The sequence below is a fragment of the Clostridium gallinarum genome (genome assembly GCF_014836325.1).
Taxonomy (GTDB): domain Bacteria; phylum Bacillota; class Clostridia; order Clostridiales; family Clostridiaceae; genus Clostridium; species Clostridium gallinarum.
In genome coordinates this window covers 23,962-41,673 of the sequence record NZ_JACSQZ010000017.1, presented here as the reverse complement: position 1 = coordinate 41,673, position 17,712 = coordinate 23,962, and the positions used below count along the sequence as shown (strand labels likewise).

Genomic DNA, 17,712 nt, shown 5'->3' with positions numbered 1-17,712 from the left:
ATTTTTTATATTCTATTTTACACTATATTAAAATACATTAAATTTATAGTTACTCCCTGTTTAACTAACAAGGAGTAATTTACTTAATACACTTTATATTTTCTTTCCCATAATGCTATTTTATTTAAATCTTTAAATCCAATTCCCTTATATAAATTAATAGCTTTTATGTTATCATAATCAACTCTTATATATAAATCATTTATCCCATAATTTTTAGCTTCCATAATTATTTCATTCAATAGAAGTTTACTTAATCCAAGCCCTCTATATTTTGATATTATTCCAAAGTTAACTATGGTATACATATTCCTATTAAAAATTATCTGTCCATAACCTATATATTCATTATTTACCATTCCAAAAAAGCAAAGATTATCTAAATAATAATCTTGAGCAGTATCAGCAAAAATATCATCTAAATTAAGAGGTCTTCTATTAACTTGAGCAAAAATATCATTTTGCAAATGACATCTCAATACTTCGTCTTTTCCAGCTTCTAATTTTCTTACTGAAAACTTTATTTTGTTTTTTGGGTTAGTTTTCTCATATACTTGATCTTTCATTACAGTTAAAATATCTTCATTAATATATTTGTTAATATACTTACTAATATCCATTTTTAATAGAAAAGTATAATTATTTTTTTGAAAACCCAACTTAGATAATAATAATGATTTTTGAGTATTATCTATTTCTTCGTAAGATAAAATATTATTGTTAAAATATGATAATGTTCTTTCATTTATCAAGGATATATAATTATTATCTATATAAAGAGCCCATACCTTAGTATATTCTTCATCTGTACTATCAAACCATATATATCCTATATAAATACCATTAATCTTTATTAATCTAATAAACTTTCTATATAAAAACTTAATTAAGAAATTCTGATTATCATAACACTTAAAAAAATCTTTATTATAGCTAATTTCATTAAAATTTTTAAAGTAAATTTCTTTAAATACATCAATATTATTTAATGTTAATTTCTCCAGCATTACCATAAAACCCCTTTAACTCTCTTTATAAAATATAGTATAATTGTTATATAATATATTGGTCAAGAGAATAAAGTGTATAAAAATTTAACATTATTAAAGAAAACACACACATATTTTTCCATGTGTGTGTTTTCTTTATACATTATTCAGCATCTCTTATGCTAAGAGCAATTTTTTTGTTTTCAGCATCTACTGAAAGAATTATAGCCTTTACTTCTTCTCCGATATTTAAGACATCGGCTGGATTATTAATTCTTTCATTAGATATTTTTGAAATATGAACTAAGCCATCAACACCAGGTTCTAATTCTACAAAAGCACCAAAATCATTAATTCTAACAACTTTTCCTAAAACAGCAGAACCTTCAGGATATTTTTCTTCAATATTGCTCCATGGTTCTGGAGTTAAAGCTTTTATACTTAATGAAATTCTATTATTTTCTCTGTCAGCTTCAATTATTTTAACATCTACAATTTGGCCTTTTTTAAGAACACTTTCAGCAGATTTAACATGATTCCATGATATTTGTGATAGGTGAATTAATCCATCAACACCATTTAAATCAGCAAAAGCTCCAAAATTAGTAAATCTTTTAATTTCAGCTTTAACAATATCTCCAACCTTTATATTTTCCCAAGCTGCATCCTCTACTTTTCTCTTTTCTTCTTCAAGAATAACTCTTCTAGATCCAACTATTTTCACAGGATTTCCTAGCGCAAAATCTATTAGTTTGATTTCTAATTCAGATCCAATTAAGTTTCTTCTATCATTTGAAAATCTAATATCTACTTGAGATGATGGAACAAAAACTCTTACACCTTTATAATAGCAAATAAGTCCTTTTTCAATAAAATCTTTTACATTAACTTTAAATATTTCTTGGCTATTAAATTTTTCTTCTAATTCTTTTAAAGTTTCTTTCTTTTCATATTCAAGTCTTGAAAGAACTACATTTCCATCTTCATTTTTTAATTTTATAACTTTAGCAGTTATTTCATCTCCAACTTTAATATTTTCAAGACAAGATTCTAAATTTTCTTCAGATGTTAATTCTTTAAATGGGATTACTCCATCTGACTTATAACCTACTAAAGATATAATAACCTCATCTCTTCCAAGTGATAAAACTTCACCTTTAATTTCATCACCAATTCTAAATCTTCTATCCATTTCTTCCATTAGTTTTAATTGATCTTCCATTTAGCTTTTTCCCTCCATAATATCAATTACTTCTTTTATTATCCAGTCGGGAGTAGATGCACCTGCAGTAATCCCAACAGTTTTACCTTTATTTTCTTCTATGAACTCTTTAGTAAGTTCTTTAGAATTTTCAATATGAATTGTATTTGGGCAATTTGTCTTTGCTATTTGATAAAGCTTAGTTGTATTAGAACTATTCCTTCCTCCAATTACAATCATAGTATCTACAGTTTTAGATAACTCATTAGCACTTTTTTGTCTTACTTCTGTAGCAGAACAAATAGTATTAAAAGCTAACAATTCTTTTGAAAGTGAAGATAAATTACTTACTGTCTTTTTCCAAGTTTCTTCTTTTTCTGTAGTTTGTGATACAACGCATATTTTTTTAGATAATTTCTTATCAAATGTACCATCCTTAGTTATTACAGCATTATTATTGCACCAACCATTTATTCCTACTACTTCTGGATGCTTGTCATCACCTAAGATAACAATATTGTAACCTAAATCCGAATACTTATTAACCTTTTTGTGTATATTTGTTACATAAGGACAAGTTGCATTTACAACTATAAGTCCACGTTTCTCAAGATTTTCAGTAACTTCTTTAGATACTCCATGAGATCTTATTAAAATTACATCACCTTCATTTAATTTATCAATTTCGCTATATTCAATAGCATATATATTATTTTCTTCTAAATACATAACAACATCATTATTATGTATTAATGGACCTAATGTATAAATCTTTTTATCATATTGTTTTTTTACTTTAAGAGCTTCTTCTACAGCTCTTTGTACACCAAAACAAAATCCAGCATTTTCTGCTAATATAACTTTATTCATATCAATTCTCCTAAGAAATTATTTGTTATTTTTTATACTTAGGGATATCTTTTCTACAACCTCATCTATTGATAAATTTGTAGTGTCTATTTCAATAGCATCTTCTGCTTTCCTTAGTGGGTCAACTTCTCTATTGCTATCTATATAATCCCTTTTAATTATATCTTCTAAGATAGTAGAATAATCTACTGATAACCCCCTATTTTTTAACTCTTTATATCTTCTTTCAGCTCTTGCTTCTGGAGTTGCTGTTAAGAAAAACTTAAACTTAGAATCTTTTAATACCACAGTTCCAATATCTCTACCATCCATTATAACATCATATTTTTTTGACATTTCTCTTTGTAAATCAACTAATTTACTTCTTACTTCTTTAATAGATGCATATTTAGATACTATTGAACTAATTTCTGGCATAGTAATTTTATCTTGAATATTTTCATCATTAAGATATAAATCATCATTTATAAACTTCATATTTAATGAATCAATTAAATTGCTTAATTCTTGAATATTTGTATCATCTATATTATTTTCCTTAGCAACTAATGCTACAGCTCTATACATTGCACCTGTATTTATATACATTAAGTTAAAATTCTTAGCAACTAACTTTGCAATTGTACTTTTTCCTGCTCCTGCTGGTCCATCTATAGCAACTGATATTTTCAAAATAATATTCCACCTTTCATCTTTGAAAAACATTTTCATATAAATTATATTATTATTATAAATTTTTAACAAGTTATTTTATATATTACTTCCAGCTAAATAACCAGTAGATAATGCAATTTGAACATTATATCCTCCTGTAAAAGCATCTACATCAATTACTTCTCCTGCAAAGGATAAATTACTTATTAATTTAGATTTCATAGTTGATGGGTCAATTTCTAAAGTATTAACCCCTCCTGATGTAACAATTGCTTCTTCTATTGGTCTTAATCCTTTTATATTCATTTTAATACTCTTAATTAGGTTGACTAAAAATTTTCTTTCTTCCTTTGTAATTTCATTAACCTTTTTATTTTCGTCAATACAAGAAAGACTAATTATAATTGGTATTATTTTTTTAGGAAGTAAATCATCTAAAGAGTTTTTAAAATCCTTATTTATATATTTTTTAAAATCTTTTTGGATTCTTTTATCAAGTTCATCATAAGACAACGCTGGTTTTAAATCTAGATTTAAATAATAGTTTATACCTTTTTCTATATACCTAGAAGCTTTTAATATTAATGGGCCTGAAGCTCCATAGCTTGTAAATAGAATTTCTCCTTGGTCTTTATATAATGGTTTTTTCGCTCCATCTTTTAATAAAGTTATTTCAATATTTTTAAGATTTAATCCTAATAAATCTTTAATCCATGAATCTTTAATTTCAATAGGAACAAGTGATGGTTTTAAGCTTACTATGGTATGACCTAAAGATTTAGAAAATTTAAGACCATCTCCAGTTGAACCGGTTAAAGGATAAGAAACTCCACCTGTAGCTATAATAAAATAGTCTCCCTTAATATAGTAATTATTATTTATTTGAACTTCTTCTATATTTCCATTACTAAACTTTAAATTAGTAACCTTACTATTTAACTTGATTTCAACATTATTATTTATTAATTCTTTTTGTAGTCCTTTTATAATATCAGAAGATTTATCTGACAATGGAAATACTCTTCCACCTCTTTCACTTTTAAGCTTTATCCCTTGAGACTCAAAAAAATTAATAGTGTCTTCATTTGTATAAGAATATAATGCACTATATAAAAAATGAGGATTTCCAGGAATATAGTCAAAGAATTCCGAAATATCTTTGCTATTTGTTACATTACATCTCCCCTTGCCTGTAATAAATAACTTTTTTCCTATTTTTTCATTACTTTCAAGTAATGTTACTTTATAATTATTTTTAGCTGCTGTTATTGCTGCCATCATTCCTGCAGGTCCTGCTCCTATAACTATAACTTTTTTCATTCTATTCCTCCAATGCATTAATTATCTTAGATAAATATATCATTTAAAAGATTCTAATTCAACTTTTATAAATTAAAAACTAAATAAAGTAATCAGATATTTAAATAATATAAAAATGATTTTTAAAATAAAAAAAACGACATATAAGCCGTTTTTAATTTATAATACATAAATACTATTTAATTAGTCTTCACCAACATTTCTATTATTATAAGAGTATACATTATACTCTCTCCAAATTGATTCAAGGTTATTAAAAGTACTTGTAATACTTGCTTTTTCTCTCATTCCAACAGCTATTATTAATGCATTAATAACAGATAAAGGAGCTACTAATGAATCTACAAAGGAAGCCATGTTACTTTGAGCTATTAATGAATAATCAGCTTTAGCTGCTAGTGGAGATAATAAGCTATCTGTTATAGCAACTACATCCGCACCTCTATCTTGGGCAAAAGCTAAAGCATCTATTGTTCTTGAGGCGTATCTTGGAAATCCTATTCCTATAACTAAATCCCCTTCCTCAAGATTAATCATTTGCTCAAATATATCTGAGATTCCATAACCTACTGTTTTTACATTTTGTAAAATTATATTTAAGTAAAATCCTAAAAATTCTGCTAAAGCAGTAGAACTTCTTAATCCTATAATATATATTCTTTTAGCTTCAAATATCTTATTAACTACTTCTTCAAAAGTATTATAATTTATTTTCTCAAGAGTTGCTCTTATATTTTCCATATCAGCTTTAAGAACACCTTTTAGAGCGTAACCCTCACTTACATAATCATTTGATAATTCTAATCTTTGAACTGTTGTAAGCTTGTTTTTAATTAACTCTTGTAATGCCTTTTGAAGTTTAGGATAACCAGAAAAGCCTAGCTCATTTGCAAATCTAACAACTGTAGATTCTGAAACTCCTACTGAGACTCCAAGCTTTGCTGCTGTCATAAATGCAGCTTTATCATAACTTTTTAAAATATATTCTGCAATTAACTTTTGTCCCTTACTTAATCTTGGGAATCTTGCTTGTATTAATCGCATTAAGTCTTTTGAGTTATCATTAAGATTATTATCCATCTGTATCCCTTCTTTTCATTTAAACTAACAATTATTAATTATATAGTATCATTTTTTGAATAAATCATCAATAATTATTTCATTTTATTATATAATTAGAATAAAAACTTATATATATTTTATAAGTTGTCAATTTTACTTTTTCTCTATAACTACTAATAAAGGCGAGATTTCTTGCCTGTTTAGATAAGTTTGAACCATTACTCCAAACTGATTTTTAGGTAAAGTCTTAAGATATTCTAAAATGCAAGATTCTTCAATTTTACCTTCAGAATGACCTCTATAAATACAAATTGTCATTATACCGCCATTTTTAAGTATTTCTAATCCTTCTTTAATACTTTTTAAAGATGTTTTATGTAAAGTTGTAATACTTTTATCTCCTCCAGGTAAAAAGCCGAGATTATACATTATACAATCAACTTTTTCATTTATATACTTTTTAAATAAATGATGAGAATCATTTATTACTTCAACATTATCTTTTTTATTAGCACTGTAATTGTCACAAGCCTCTTTTTGAATATCAAAAGTATAAACTTTTTTAAATAATGAAGATAAAAAGTCAGTATCATATCCATTTCCTAAAGTTGCATCTATTGCAACTTCTTTATTTAAAACAAAATCTTTAATTATGTAATGAGATAAATCACTTATATTTCCAACATATCTATACATACTTTTCTCCTATAATGAATTTATATAATCCAATTCAGATTTAGTTAAATTTCTCCATTCACCTTTTTTTAAATATCCTAGTTTAATATCACCTACAGAAATTCTATTTAATGATATTACTTCATGGCCTAAAGCTTCACACATTCTTCTTATTTGTCTATTTTTACCTTCATGAATACATATTTCAACTAAAGTATTAATACCATTTGTTTTTCTATCTATCTCTTTATCTATCACTTTAATTTTAGACTTAGCAGTAATATATCCACCGATATCAATTCCCTCTTCAAACTTCCTTAATTCTTCCTTTGTAAATTCTCCCTTACATAACACTATATATTTCTTGTCTATCTCTACTCTAGGATGAATTATCTTATTATATATATCACCATCGTTAGTTAATAGTATTAATCCTGAACTATCATAATCTAATCTACCAATTGGATAAATTCTTTCATCTACATTAACTAAATCTAAAATAGTTTTTCTTCCTTTTTCATCCTTCACAGATGTTATGTAACCTTCTGGCTTATTAAGCATTATATACAATTTATTTTCTTCTGGTGTAATTATATTTCCTTCATAATAAACTTTATCAACTTCTGAATTTACCTTAATACCAAGTTCATTTACTACTTTTCCATTAACTGATACTTTACCACTTAATATAATTTCTTCGCACTTTCTTCTAGATGCTACGCCGCATCTTGCCATATATTTTTGTAATCTTTCTTCCATAATCTCACTCCATTTTTAACATGAACAATAATATAGTACTCTACTATACTATATTCTGCAATATTAAATACTTTTAATATTTTGTTAAAGTAATTCTAAATAAAAAATAAGGCGTTAAAAATATATTTAATTTCCTAACACCTTAAAATTTATGATTCTAAATTCAACAAAATATCATCTAAATCTTTTTTTAGTTTTATAACTTTATTATTATCAGTATTCATACTACATAAAATTTTCGTAGGAATATCTTTTGCCTTATCTTGTAGATTTTCACCTTTTTCAGTTAGTTCTGCTATAACAACTCTATCATCTTCAATAGATCTATATCTATTAATAAATCCAGCAACTTCAAGTTTTTTTAATAGCGGAGTCAGAGTTCCAGAATCTAAGTGAAGTCTATTACCTAAATTCTTAACAGTTGATTTTCCTTCTTCCCATAAAACTAACATTACTAAATACTGAGTATATGTTAAATTTAGCTCATCTAATATTGGTTTATATAACTTAATTATTTCTCTAGATAAAGCATATAAAGAAAAACATAACTGATTTTCTAATTTTAAATTATTGTATTTTATCATTAAATCACCTTTATAATGTATTTATTAAATATAATTTTATACAACTAATATATTAACCATAATATTATATCTTTTAATTTATATTGTCAATCCCTAGGAATAACAGTTATTAATTTCTAATTTATAAATCCTACTTTAAATCCTTCAATAATATCTTCTATATCCTCTATTCCAAGTGAAACTCTAATTAAAGTATCTGTAATACCAAGTTTTTCTCTTTCATTTTTAGGTATTGCAGCATGGCTCATTTTAACTGGATATGAAACAATAGTTTCAACAGCTCCTAAGCTTACAGCAACTACAACATTTTTTACATTATTTAAAAAGTATTTTGTTTGCTCTATATTTTTAAATTTAAATGATAATACTGCACCAGGTCCAAAAGACTGTTCCTTATGAATTTTATATCCTTTATGATAAATAAGTCCAGGATAATAAACTTTATCAACTATATCTTGCTTTTCTAGCCAGTTAGCAAGTTTAATTGCATTCCTCTCTGATTCATCCATCCTTACTTTTAATGTCTTTAATCCTCTAGATACTAAGTAACAATCCTGAGGCGATAATATAGCCCCAAACCCATTTTGTATTTTATATATTTCACTTGCAATTTCTTTACTATTTGTAGCTGCTAATCCTGCTATAACATCACTATGTCCAGCTATAAATTTTGTTGCACTATGAATTACAATATCAGCTCCAAGATTTAGAGGATTTTGTAAGTATGGTGACATAAAAGTATTATCCACTATTGTTAATAAATCATTTTCTTTAGCCAATTTTATGCAACCTTTAAGATCTGTTATTTTTAATAATGGATTAGATGGTGTTTCTAGGTATATTGCTTTAGTATTAGTTTTTATTAATTTTTTTATATTAGAAATATCTTCTGTGTTTACAAAAGTAAATTCAATATTAAATCTATTGAAAATTTTTGTTATAGCTCTATAAGTACCTCCATACACATCTTCAGCTACTATTAAATGATCTCCTGATGAAAATATACTTAGCACTGATGAAATTGCTGCTATACCTGAAGAAAATGCAAAAGCATATTCTGCACATTCTAATTTTGAAAATTCCTCTTCTAATATATTTCTAGTAGGATTACCAGACCTTGCATAATCAAATTCTCCAAAATTATCTATATCAAATTGATGAAAGGTTGAACTTTGATATATTGGTAAAGTAACTGCACCATTATTCTTATCTATAGTTTTTTCACCATGTAATAATTTAGTTCCAAATTTCATATTAATCCTCCAATACTCTCTTTAAGTCATCTAATAAATCCTTTATATTTTCTATTCCTACAGATAATCTAAGTAATTTTTCGTCTACACCTAACTTGTCCCTTAATTCCTTTGGAATTTCAGAATGAGTTTGAGTAAACGGATAAGTAATTAAACTTTCCACTCCACCTAAACTTTCAGCAAAGGAAATAACTTTTAGATTTTTTAATATATAAGGAATTAATTTTTTATCTTTAACTCTAAAAGATATCATAGATCCATATCCAGTAGCTTGTTTTGAATTTATATTATATCCTATATGATTATCTAAACCTACGTAATAAACCTTTTCAATATTGGGGTTTGATTCAAGATATTTTGCTATTATAATTGCGTTTTCTTGAGCTTTTTCAACTCTAATATGCAAAGTTTTTATTCCTCTTAAAATTAACCATGAATCAAAGGAAGATAAAGTTGCCCCTATGGAATTTTGAATTAACCTTATTTTACTTAATATAGTATCATTATTTGTTACTACAAAACCTGCCAAAACATCATTATGTCCACCTAAGAATTTAGTTCCACTATGAATAACTATATCTGCTCCAAGAGAAAGAGGTCTTTGTAAATAAGGTGTTAAAAATGTGTTATCCACAATAAGTATTAAATTTGATACTTTACATATAGTTGAAATTTCTTTTATATCACTAACTCTCATTAAAGGATTAGATGGAGTTTCTATAAAGATAGCTTTAGTATTTTCATTAATAGATTCTTTGATTCCATTTAAATTTGAAGTATCTACAAAAGAAGCCTTTATACCAAAAATACTATAAATATCTTTAAATAGCCTAAATGTTCCTCCATATAAGTCTTCGGAAATTATAATATGATCATTTGGTTTAAATAAATGAATGCATGCTGATATAGCTGCTACTCCAGTAGAAAATGCAACTGCCCCTATACCATTTTCTAATAGGCTTAATGTTCTTTCAACTTCCTCTCTTGTTGGATTATTAGTTCTTGAGTAATCATATCCTGTACTTTTATTTAACTCAGGATGTTTAAATGTTGAACTTTGATAAATCGGATAGCTTATTGATCCAGTTACTTTATCCCCTCCACTATAACCTCTTACTGATATAGTTTCAAAGCTTAATTTTTTTTCGTTCATAATAAAATCCCCCTTTTTAAATATAAAAAAAGAATTCCCTCAAAATAGAAAGAATTCTTATATACAAAATTATTAAATTTTATATTATTTCTCTTATTTCTCAGATAATCTGTTGGAATTAGCACCACATTTATATAATAAATAGGTTGCTGGGTTTCTTAGGGCCAGTCCCTCCACCGCTCTTAATAAGATATTATTAAATTAAAATTATTATATAACACAATCCTATTATAATCAAGAATATTTTTCCATATTTATTAAAATTATTAATTTTTACTTACTTATAATATTCTTATAGAAATACTTAATTATTTAATATAAAATAATTAAGATAAAACTTTACTTTTGGAGGAAATAAAATGAAAGATTTTTTTAAAAAGCTCATATATAATAATTGGCTTTTTGTTTCGTTAGTTTTAATTATACAAGGAAAATCAATGCTATTACTTTCTATGTTAAGAACTACCAATTCATCAAGTATTGATTTTGCAACAATGTATTTTGGAGTTCCGGCAATTGGTGCACACATATTAATTATAACTCTATTATCTAGTATAATATATTTATTTAGATATAAAGGAAAAATACGAGCAGTTTTAACTATAGATATTATAATAACTCTATTATTTTTATTTGATATATGGTATTACAGAGCTAATGGAACATTTTTATCAATAAGACATATACTACATCCTGAAATATTTAATCCTACAGAGAGAAATTTACTAAATTTTAGAGTTGTAGACTTATTTTTCTTTATTGACTTTATAGCATTTTATATATTATTTAAATTTAATAAAGTTAAAAATTTTAAAGATACATCAAAGTTTACATTAAGATTAATAAAAACTTTATCTATAGCTATATTAAGTGGATTTATAATCTATCTTTCCCACTATTACATAGATATTAAAGGCTTAGTACCTAATATATCATTTTTAAGACTATCATGGGCTCCATTCCAAACCTATAGTGATATGAGTCCCTTAGGCTATCATGCCTTTGATTTATCATATTATACTGGAGCTAGTAAAGAATTAACTTCTGAAGAAATATCTGAAGTTGAAGAGTGGTTTGAAAATAATAAAGAAGATCTTAAAGATAATGAATATGCTGGATATTTAAAGGGAAAAAATTTAATTGCAATACAAGTTGAATCATTAGAAAACTTCGTTATTAATCAAAAAGTTAATGGACAAGAAATAACACCTACATTAAATAAATTACTATCAAACAGTTTATACTTTGATAATATTTATGAACAAAACAACTCTGGTACTAGTTCAGATGCTGATTTAATGGTTAATACATCTATTTTCCCAGTTAGGAACAATAGTACTTTTCCAACATATCCCTGGACTAAATATAATAGCTTACAACAACTTTTAAATGAAGAAGGTTATACAACAATTTCTACCCATGCAGAACTTCCTGGAAATTGGAACTGGGCAGAACCTCATAAGTCTTTTGAAACTGATAAAATTTGGGATATAAACGAATTTAACTTAGATGAAGTAATAGGGCTTGGATTATCAGACGAATCTTATTTAAAACAAGTTGCTAATAAATTAAAAGATGAAAAAGATCCATTTTATGCTTTTGTAGTTACATTAACTAGCCACGGTCCATTTGAAATTCCAGAGGATAAAAAGTTACTAAATTTACCTTCTGATTTAGACGAAAATATGTTAGGAGCTTATTTTCAAAGTATTAGATATACAGATGAAGCTATAAAATTATTTTTAGAAGAGTTAGATAAAAATGGACAACTTGATAATACAGTTATAATGATATATGGAGATCATTGTGGAGTACATAAATTTTATGAAGACTTAATAGTTGATGCTCCACTTGAAGGAGATTGGTGGCAGGATAATGATAAAGAAATACCTTTTATTATTTATAACAAAGATATAGAAGGAAAAACAATTTCTAATGCCGGTGGACAAGTTGACTTCTTACCTACTATTTCATATTTATTAGGAATAGATAAAGAAAAATTCCAAAATAGTTCTATGGGACGTATTTTAGTTAATACCAATAGAGACTCAACTATATTGAATAATGGAGAAATTAAAGGTACTCCTAAAGATGAGGATGAAAAGAATCATTTAGATAATGTATTTAAAATAGCTGATCTTATTATTGAAGGTAATTACTTTAATATACTAAAATAGATTCTATAGAAACAGTTTTGTTAATGGTTAAATCTAAACTGAAAGCAATCAACCATATTTAAAACAATTTTTAAATTGTATAGATGAAGTAGTTAATATAAAAATATAATTCTATAAACAGAAAATCAGCTAGTTTTATTAAAAATAAAGCTAGCTGATTTTAGTTTTTCATGAAATTAATATATAAGTTATACTTAACTATCTAATTTTTATATATGCTATTATTATAATGAAAAATAAAGCTACTAATATTATAGTTTGAACAAAAAAGCTCTTAGTATTTTTTGAAGAATTGTTTATACTACTGACTTCATTTTTAACTAATCCTTCTTCATTAAGACTATTTTGATTTAAATAATTTTCATTTGTATATTTCTCACTATCAGATATTACTATATTACTTTCTTTATATAGTACTTTATCAACTATATTATTGATTAAATTTTCATTATCAATATTTGAAAATGCATCTAAAGAAGAGATAGCGGTATTATCTTTAATATATTTAAAGTATTTTTTCACTTCACTTACATTTCCCGTAAAGATTTCATTTCCATTTTTCTTTTCTTTAAGAGTAAAATCACCACTTTTGATACTAAAATCTATTTTTAAATTCAAGTTATTTGCAATATTGTTGAAATGTTTATAAATCTTCAATATTTCTTTAATTTTATAATCACTAAAAGCTGTTTTCCCTTTAATATCTCCAATAATTATTTTACTATCCTCTGTAATTTCATTAACCTTATCCTCTGTTAATTCTAAGCTGTTAATATAATCAATCAAATCTTTAATATTTATATCATAACTTATTTCTTCTGATTTAGGAGATATAGTAAAAGTATCAAAAACACTCATATCATTACAAATAAGGAATATAAAAATACCTAATATAAGAAATAATAAAATTTTACTTTTCTTCACTTAATCAAACCTCCTTATTAGTTAAGAGTATTGACAGTAAAGTAAAAAATTAAACCATTTCCAAAGGAATTATTTTACATTATTTCCCAGAAAATAATATAAACTTAAACTTTGAACTTAAACATTTAAGTTTATATTATTGTGCTTATTGTTTCATTCATATGTATTCTCCCAATTTAATTTAATCTATTTATAATTTCTAAGCCATATTTATTTAATATATCTAAATCTAACTCTTTTTCAAATTCCATGAGTTGACTTAAAATTATATTTCCTTCTGTTTTATAACTTAATATCTTCCCCTTTGCTTCATCTTTAAAATCGCTCCATGTCCAAAGATGAGCTGTTCCATCAATAGCTTTAATTTCATATATATATTTTTTAGACATTAATATGTATTGAGATATTAATAATTTTTTATTATTTTCATTATAAATAACCTCATTAGAATAGCCCTTAATTATATTTCTTAAATCTTGATTCATATTTAAATATTTAATATATATATCCTTAAACTTTCCCATTTAAATACTCCATAAATATAATATTTATAAATATTATATCATTATTTATATATATAAAAAGATACTGCAATAAAAGAAGCTTATTTGCAGTATCTTACGTTTTACTCTACATCATAAATTTTATAATACTTATTCTTTAAGTAATCTATAAAGTATTTAGGATTAAGTCCTTCTCCAGTAATTTGTTTTATTAGCTCTTCTGGAGTATAAATTGCTCCGTGAACATGAACCTTTTCATTTAACCATTTTGTAATTTCAGTAAGATTTCCTTTTTTGACTTTTTCCATTACATCTGGTTTTTCTTTTAGTAATGTATTAAACATTTGGGCTCCATATAGATTACCTAAAGCATAGCTTGGAAAATATCCAAAGGAACCATCTGACCAATGCATATCTTGAAGAATACCTTCTGAATCATCTCTAGGCTCAACTCCTAAATATTCTTTATACTTCTTATTCCATAAATCTTTAAGATTATCTACAGAAATTCTTCCATTAATTAATTCCTTTTCTATTTCATATCTTATAATAACGTGAAGACCATAAGTTAATTCATCAGCTTCAGTTCTTATTAATGAGGGTTCAACATAGTTCATAGCTTCGTAGAATTCATCTAAAGTTACATTTTTAAAATCCTCAAAATAATCCTTAGCTACAGATAATAAATATGAGCAAAACTCCTTACTTCTTCCTAATATATTTTCATAGAATCTAGATTGAGATTCATGGATTGCCATAGAAGCCCCTCCTTGTAACCCTGTAGATTCTAATTCATCACTAATATTTTGTTCATAAATACCGTGTCCACCTTCATGAATTGTACTAAATAATGCTGAAGTAAATTCATCTTCATGATAATTAGTAGTTAATCTTACATCTTTATTTCCAAAGTTAGTTGTAAATGGATGTACACTAACATCTAAACGACCAGCTTCCATATCAAAACCTATTTTATCTAATATATATAAAGATAACTCTTTTTGCTTATCAGCATCAAATTTTCCATATAAAAAGTCGCGATTTAAAGTTTTCTTACTTTCCTTAATCTTATTTAATACTTCTATTATTCCATCTCTTAATTCTAAAAATATATTATCTAATTTTTCAGTAGTAAGACCTAATTCATATTTATCTAATAAAGTATCATATTTATCTTTATCATAACCCCAATACTCTATAAATTCCTTCTGGAATTCAACTACTTTTTCTAAATATGGTTTAAAAATTTCAAAATCCTTTGCATCCTTAGCTTTTTCCCAAGCTAATTCTGAATTACTACAAAGACCTACATAAGCAACATACTTTTCTTCTGGTATTTTTTTGGTTTCATTATAGTTTCTTTCTAGTTCTTCAAGCATTCTTTTTTCAATTAAAGACATTTCATTTACATATGGTTTTAAATCAGTAATAAATTCAGAAACTTTATCACTAGTAATTAATTTAAAGCCTTCACCTGATAAATACTCTACTACCTTAGATCTTGATTCTCCAGCTTTACTTGGAAGGTTAGTTCTCATATCCCAGTAAACTAATCCTAGGGCTTGTACTAACTTCTCATATTGACCTAGATAGTTCTTTAACTCATCTATTTTATTTTTTAACTCCATCTTATACTCCTCCTATACAAATTAACGTTATAATAAATATACCATATTTTATCTTTATATGAAAATTATTTATATATAATTTTATTATAAGTGAAAAATAACATCACTTAATTTTCCTAATTAAACTAAAATAGCAATAAAAGATCTATTAGACTATTAGTATTTTTAATTAAATTTTCATAATTTAATTCACTTAATGAAGATAAAATTCCAGTTAAATTAAAATTAATATCTTTTAAATATTTTAGTAAATACATTTTACTATTAGTATATCCTAAAGTAAATTTATCATTTTCTAAGCCATATATTATATTATTTATTATCTCTTTAGATTTCCTTGTCTTATTATTTATATCAATAATTAAGTCCTTACTAAATCCAATTTTGAATATGATATTCTTTCTCATTTCTAAAGTAAGATTTCTTAAAATATATATTTCATCATTTAAATCTACATAATTCTTTTTACCTATTATTTTTTCAATTAATTTTCTATCCAAATCTTTCTCCTGTTCTTTTATATACTTTATTATAAGTTTAATTGTACTAAATTAACTTTTCAATATAATTTTAAATATATAGAATAAAAAAATAGATAAACATTATATTCCTTTTTCCGTCGCATGCTCTCCAAGTCACCGTCATACAATGTTTATCTCTTTGTAAACTGAAGGAAGGAAATTATTAAGGTGCTAATTCTTACACTACGAATTTTACTACTCTTATAAAGCTATCTACAATTTGTCTATAGATATAATTTCCTAAATAATAAAAAAGTACGTAAATACGCACTTTTTTATTCTACAACTTCTGTATTCTTTTCTCCTTTATTTACTGCTAAATATGTAATTGATATAAAAATAATTATACAGCCTAAAAGCTTTTGCAAATTAATATTTTCATCAAAAATTATAACTCCAGTTACTACACTAGTAATTGGCTCAAACAAAGAAAATATTGCTGCAGATGTAGAGCCTATAATAGAAATACCCATTTGAAATAAAACTATTCCTACTACTGAAGCTAATACTGAACAAAATATAATTAATATATAAGCCTTTATAGGTAGATTAAGTTTTATATATCCTCCAAAAATATTACCTATTAACATTTCTACAGAGGAAAAAGTAACTACATAAAAAGATAACTTATATGGATTCATTTTTATTAAATTTCTTTTATCAATCCATAATATATAAAATCCATAAGTTAGTCCAGATATTAAAGCCATTATAGCACCAATCATATTTCCATTACTTTTGAGATCCATAAAAAATGCTACTCCAACTAACGCTAATATTAAAGAAATTATTTTTCCTCTTCCTAGTTGTTCTTTAAAAATAAACATACACGCTAAAGCAACAAACATTGGATATAAAAAATGTAATGTTGTTGCAGCTCCTATCCCAATGTATGAATAAGAACTATAAAGTAAAGCTGTTGTAAGTACGACGCCTATTAGACTTAAAATAAAAATATCTTTAACTTCTTTAATATTTATTTTTAATGGAATCTTTTTATATTTTAGTATTAAAAATAAAAAAGGAATAGCAAAGAAATTTCTATAAAAAGTCATTGATAAGGAATTATTACCAAGACCATAAGTTATACTAGCTAAAGCTGGTGTAAAGCCAAAAATTATTGCAGATATAATAGTAAGTAAAATTCCTTTAACTTTCATTTAATCACCTTCTATTATTAAATTCTATATTACCATTATATATTACTACATTATTATATAAAATTCATCATTTAAAGATTTTTAATTACTCATCACTACAAACACAAAATTTATTTTGAAGTTCTATGTATTCTTCATTGCTTAAACTATCTAAGTATTTTGTATAGTGCTCTTCACTGCAAAATACTCCTACTTTGTTTTCAAATCTATTTTCATTTAACTCTTTTTTACAATATCTACATTTATACATTTTATCTCCACCTTTTAATTTATTAATAA

16 protein-coding genes, 1 pseudogene and 1 riboswitch are annotated in these 17,712 nt (G+C 25.2%); of the genes and pseudogenes, 1 reads left to right on the top strand and 16 read right to left on the bottom strand.

What is annotated here, in order from left to right:
- Positions 1–83: 83 nt before the first annotated feature.
- From H9660_RS06695 to H9660_RS06650, 10 genes and pseudogenes are all read right to left on the bottom strand, one after another.
- A complete protein-coding gene (locus H9660_RS06695) occupies positions 84–1,007 on the bottom strand; it encodes a GNAT family N-acetyltransferase (RefSeq protein WP_191749594.1) in 924 nt (307 codons plus the stop codon).
- Positions 1,008–1,152: 145 nt separating this feature from the next.
- Positions 1,153–3,060 (bottom strand): annotated as a pseudogene (locus tag H9660_RS06690) (bifunctional 4-hydroxy-3-methylbut-2-enyl diphosphate reductase/30S ribosomal protein S1).
- Positions 3,061–3,078: 18 nt separating this feature from the next.
- Entirely contained in the window at positions 3,079–3,732 is a 654-nt protein-coding gene (gene cmk, locus H9660_RS06685) for a (d)CMP kinase (protein ID WP_191749593.1), read from the bottom strand.
- A 78-nt stretch (positions 3,733–3,810) separates the two neighbouring features.
- Complete coding sequence (locus H9660_RS06680; RefSeq protein ID WP_191749592.1) at positions 3,811–5,034, bottom strand: BaiN/RdsA family NAD(P)/FAD-dependent oxidoreductase; 1,224 nt, start codon at positions 5,032–5,034, stop codon at positions 3,811–3,813.
- Between the two features lie 183 nt (positions 5,035–5,217).
- Positions 5,218–6,114 carry a MurR/RpiR family transcriptional regulator gene (locus tag H9660_RS06675; RefSeq protein ID WP_191749591.1) on the bottom strand — a complete coding sequence of 299 codons (897 nt, stop codon included), beginning with the start codon at positions 6,112–6,114 and terminating at the stop codon, positions 5,218–5,220.
- A 135-nt stretch (positions 6,115–6,249) separates the two neighbouring features.
- Positions 6,250–6,792 (bottom strand): tRNA 5-(aminomethyl)-2-thiouridylate-methyltransferase MnmM, encoded by a 543-nt coding sequence (gene mnmM, locus H9660_RS06670; protein WP_191749590.1) that lies wholly within the window; start codon positions 6,790–6,792, stop codon positions 6,250–6,252.
- 9 nt (positions 6,793–6,801) lie between these two features.
- Positions 6,802–7,530 (bottom strand): pseudouridine synthase, encoded by a 729-nt coding sequence (locus H9660_RS06665; protein ID WP_191749589.1) that lies wholly within the window; start codon positions 7,528–7,530, stop codon positions 6,802–6,804.
- Between the two features lie 149 nt (positions 7,531–7,679).
- Positions 7,680–8,114 carry a MarR family winged helix-turn-helix transcriptional regulator gene (locus H9660_RS06660; protein ID WP_191749588.1) on the bottom strand — a complete coding sequence of 145 codons (435 nt, stop codon included), beginning with the start codon at positions 8,112–8,114 and terminating at the stop codon, positions 7,680–7,682.
- Positions 8,115–8,230: 116 nt separating this feature from the next.
- Complete coding sequence (locus H9660_RS06655) at positions 8,231–9,367, bottom strand: aminotransferase class I/II-fold pyridoxal phosphate-dependent enzyme (protein ID WP_191749587.1); 1,137 nt, start codon at positions 9,365–9,367, stop codon at positions 8,231–8,233.
- Position 9,368: 1 nt separating this feature from the next.
- Positions 9,369–10,520 carry a trans-sulfuration enzyme family protein gene (locus H9660_RS06650; protein WP_191749586.1) on the bottom strand — a complete coding sequence of 384 codons (1,152 nt, stop codon included), beginning with the start codon at positions 10,518–10,520 and terminating at the stop codon, positions 9,369–9,371.
- 90 nt (positions 10,521–10,610) lie between these two features.
- Positions 10,611–10,712: riboswitch (SAM riboswitch) on the bottom strand.
- 167 nt (positions 10,713–10,879) lie between these two features.
- Here H9660_RS06650 and H9660_RS06645 point away from each other — a divergent pair.
- Positions 10,880–12,697 carry an LTA synthase family protein gene (locus tag H9660_RS06645; protein ID WP_191749585.1) on the top strand — a complete coding sequence of 606 codons (1,818 nt, stop codon included), beginning with the start codon at positions 10,880–10,882 and terminating at the stop codon, positions 12,695–12,697.
- 198 nt (positions 12,698–12,895) lie between these two features.
- Here the strand turns inward: H9660_RS06645 and H9660_RS06640 are convergent, their stop codons facing one another.
- From H9660_RS06640 to H9660_RS06615, 6 genes are all read right to left on the bottom strand, one after another.
- Entirely contained in the window at positions 12,896–13,621 is a 726-nt protein-coding gene (locus tag H9660_RS06640) for a hypothetical protein (RefSeq protein WP_191749584.1), read from the bottom strand.
- Between the two features lie 176 nt (positions 13,622–13,797).
- On the bottom strand, positions 13,798–14,145 hold the full coding sequence (locus tag H9660_RS06635) for a hypothetical protein (RefSeq protein WP_191749583.1): 348 nt from the start codon (positions 14,143–14,145) through the stop codon (positions 13,798–13,800).
- 101 nt (positions 14,146–14,246) lie between these two features.
- Positions 14,247–15,752, bottom strand: coding sequence for a carboxypeptidase M32 (locus tag H9660_RS06630; RefSeq protein WP_191749582.1), 1,506 nt, complete (start codon positions 15,750–15,752; stop codon positions 14,247–14,249).
- 125 nt (positions 15,753–15,877) lie between these two features.
- The gene (locus tag H9660_RS06625; protein WP_191749581.1) at positions 15,878–16,252 is read right to left on the bottom strand and encodes a hypothetical protein; all 375 of its coding nucleotides are present in this window, start codon (positions 16,250–16,252) and stop codon (positions 15,878–15,880) included.
- A gap of 296 nt (positions 16,253–16,548) precedes the next feature.
- A complete protein-coding gene (locus H9660_RS06620) occupies positions 16,549–17,433 on the bottom strand; it encodes a DMT family transporter (protein WP_191749580.1) in 885 nt (294 codons plus the stop codon).
- 85 nt (positions 17,434–17,518) lie between these two features.
- A complete protein-coding gene (locus tag H9660_RS06615) occupies positions 17,519–17,683 on the bottom strand; it encodes a hypothetical protein (protein WP_191749579.1) in 165 nt (54 codons plus the stop codon).
- Positions 17,684–17,712 lie beyond the last annotated feature (29 nt).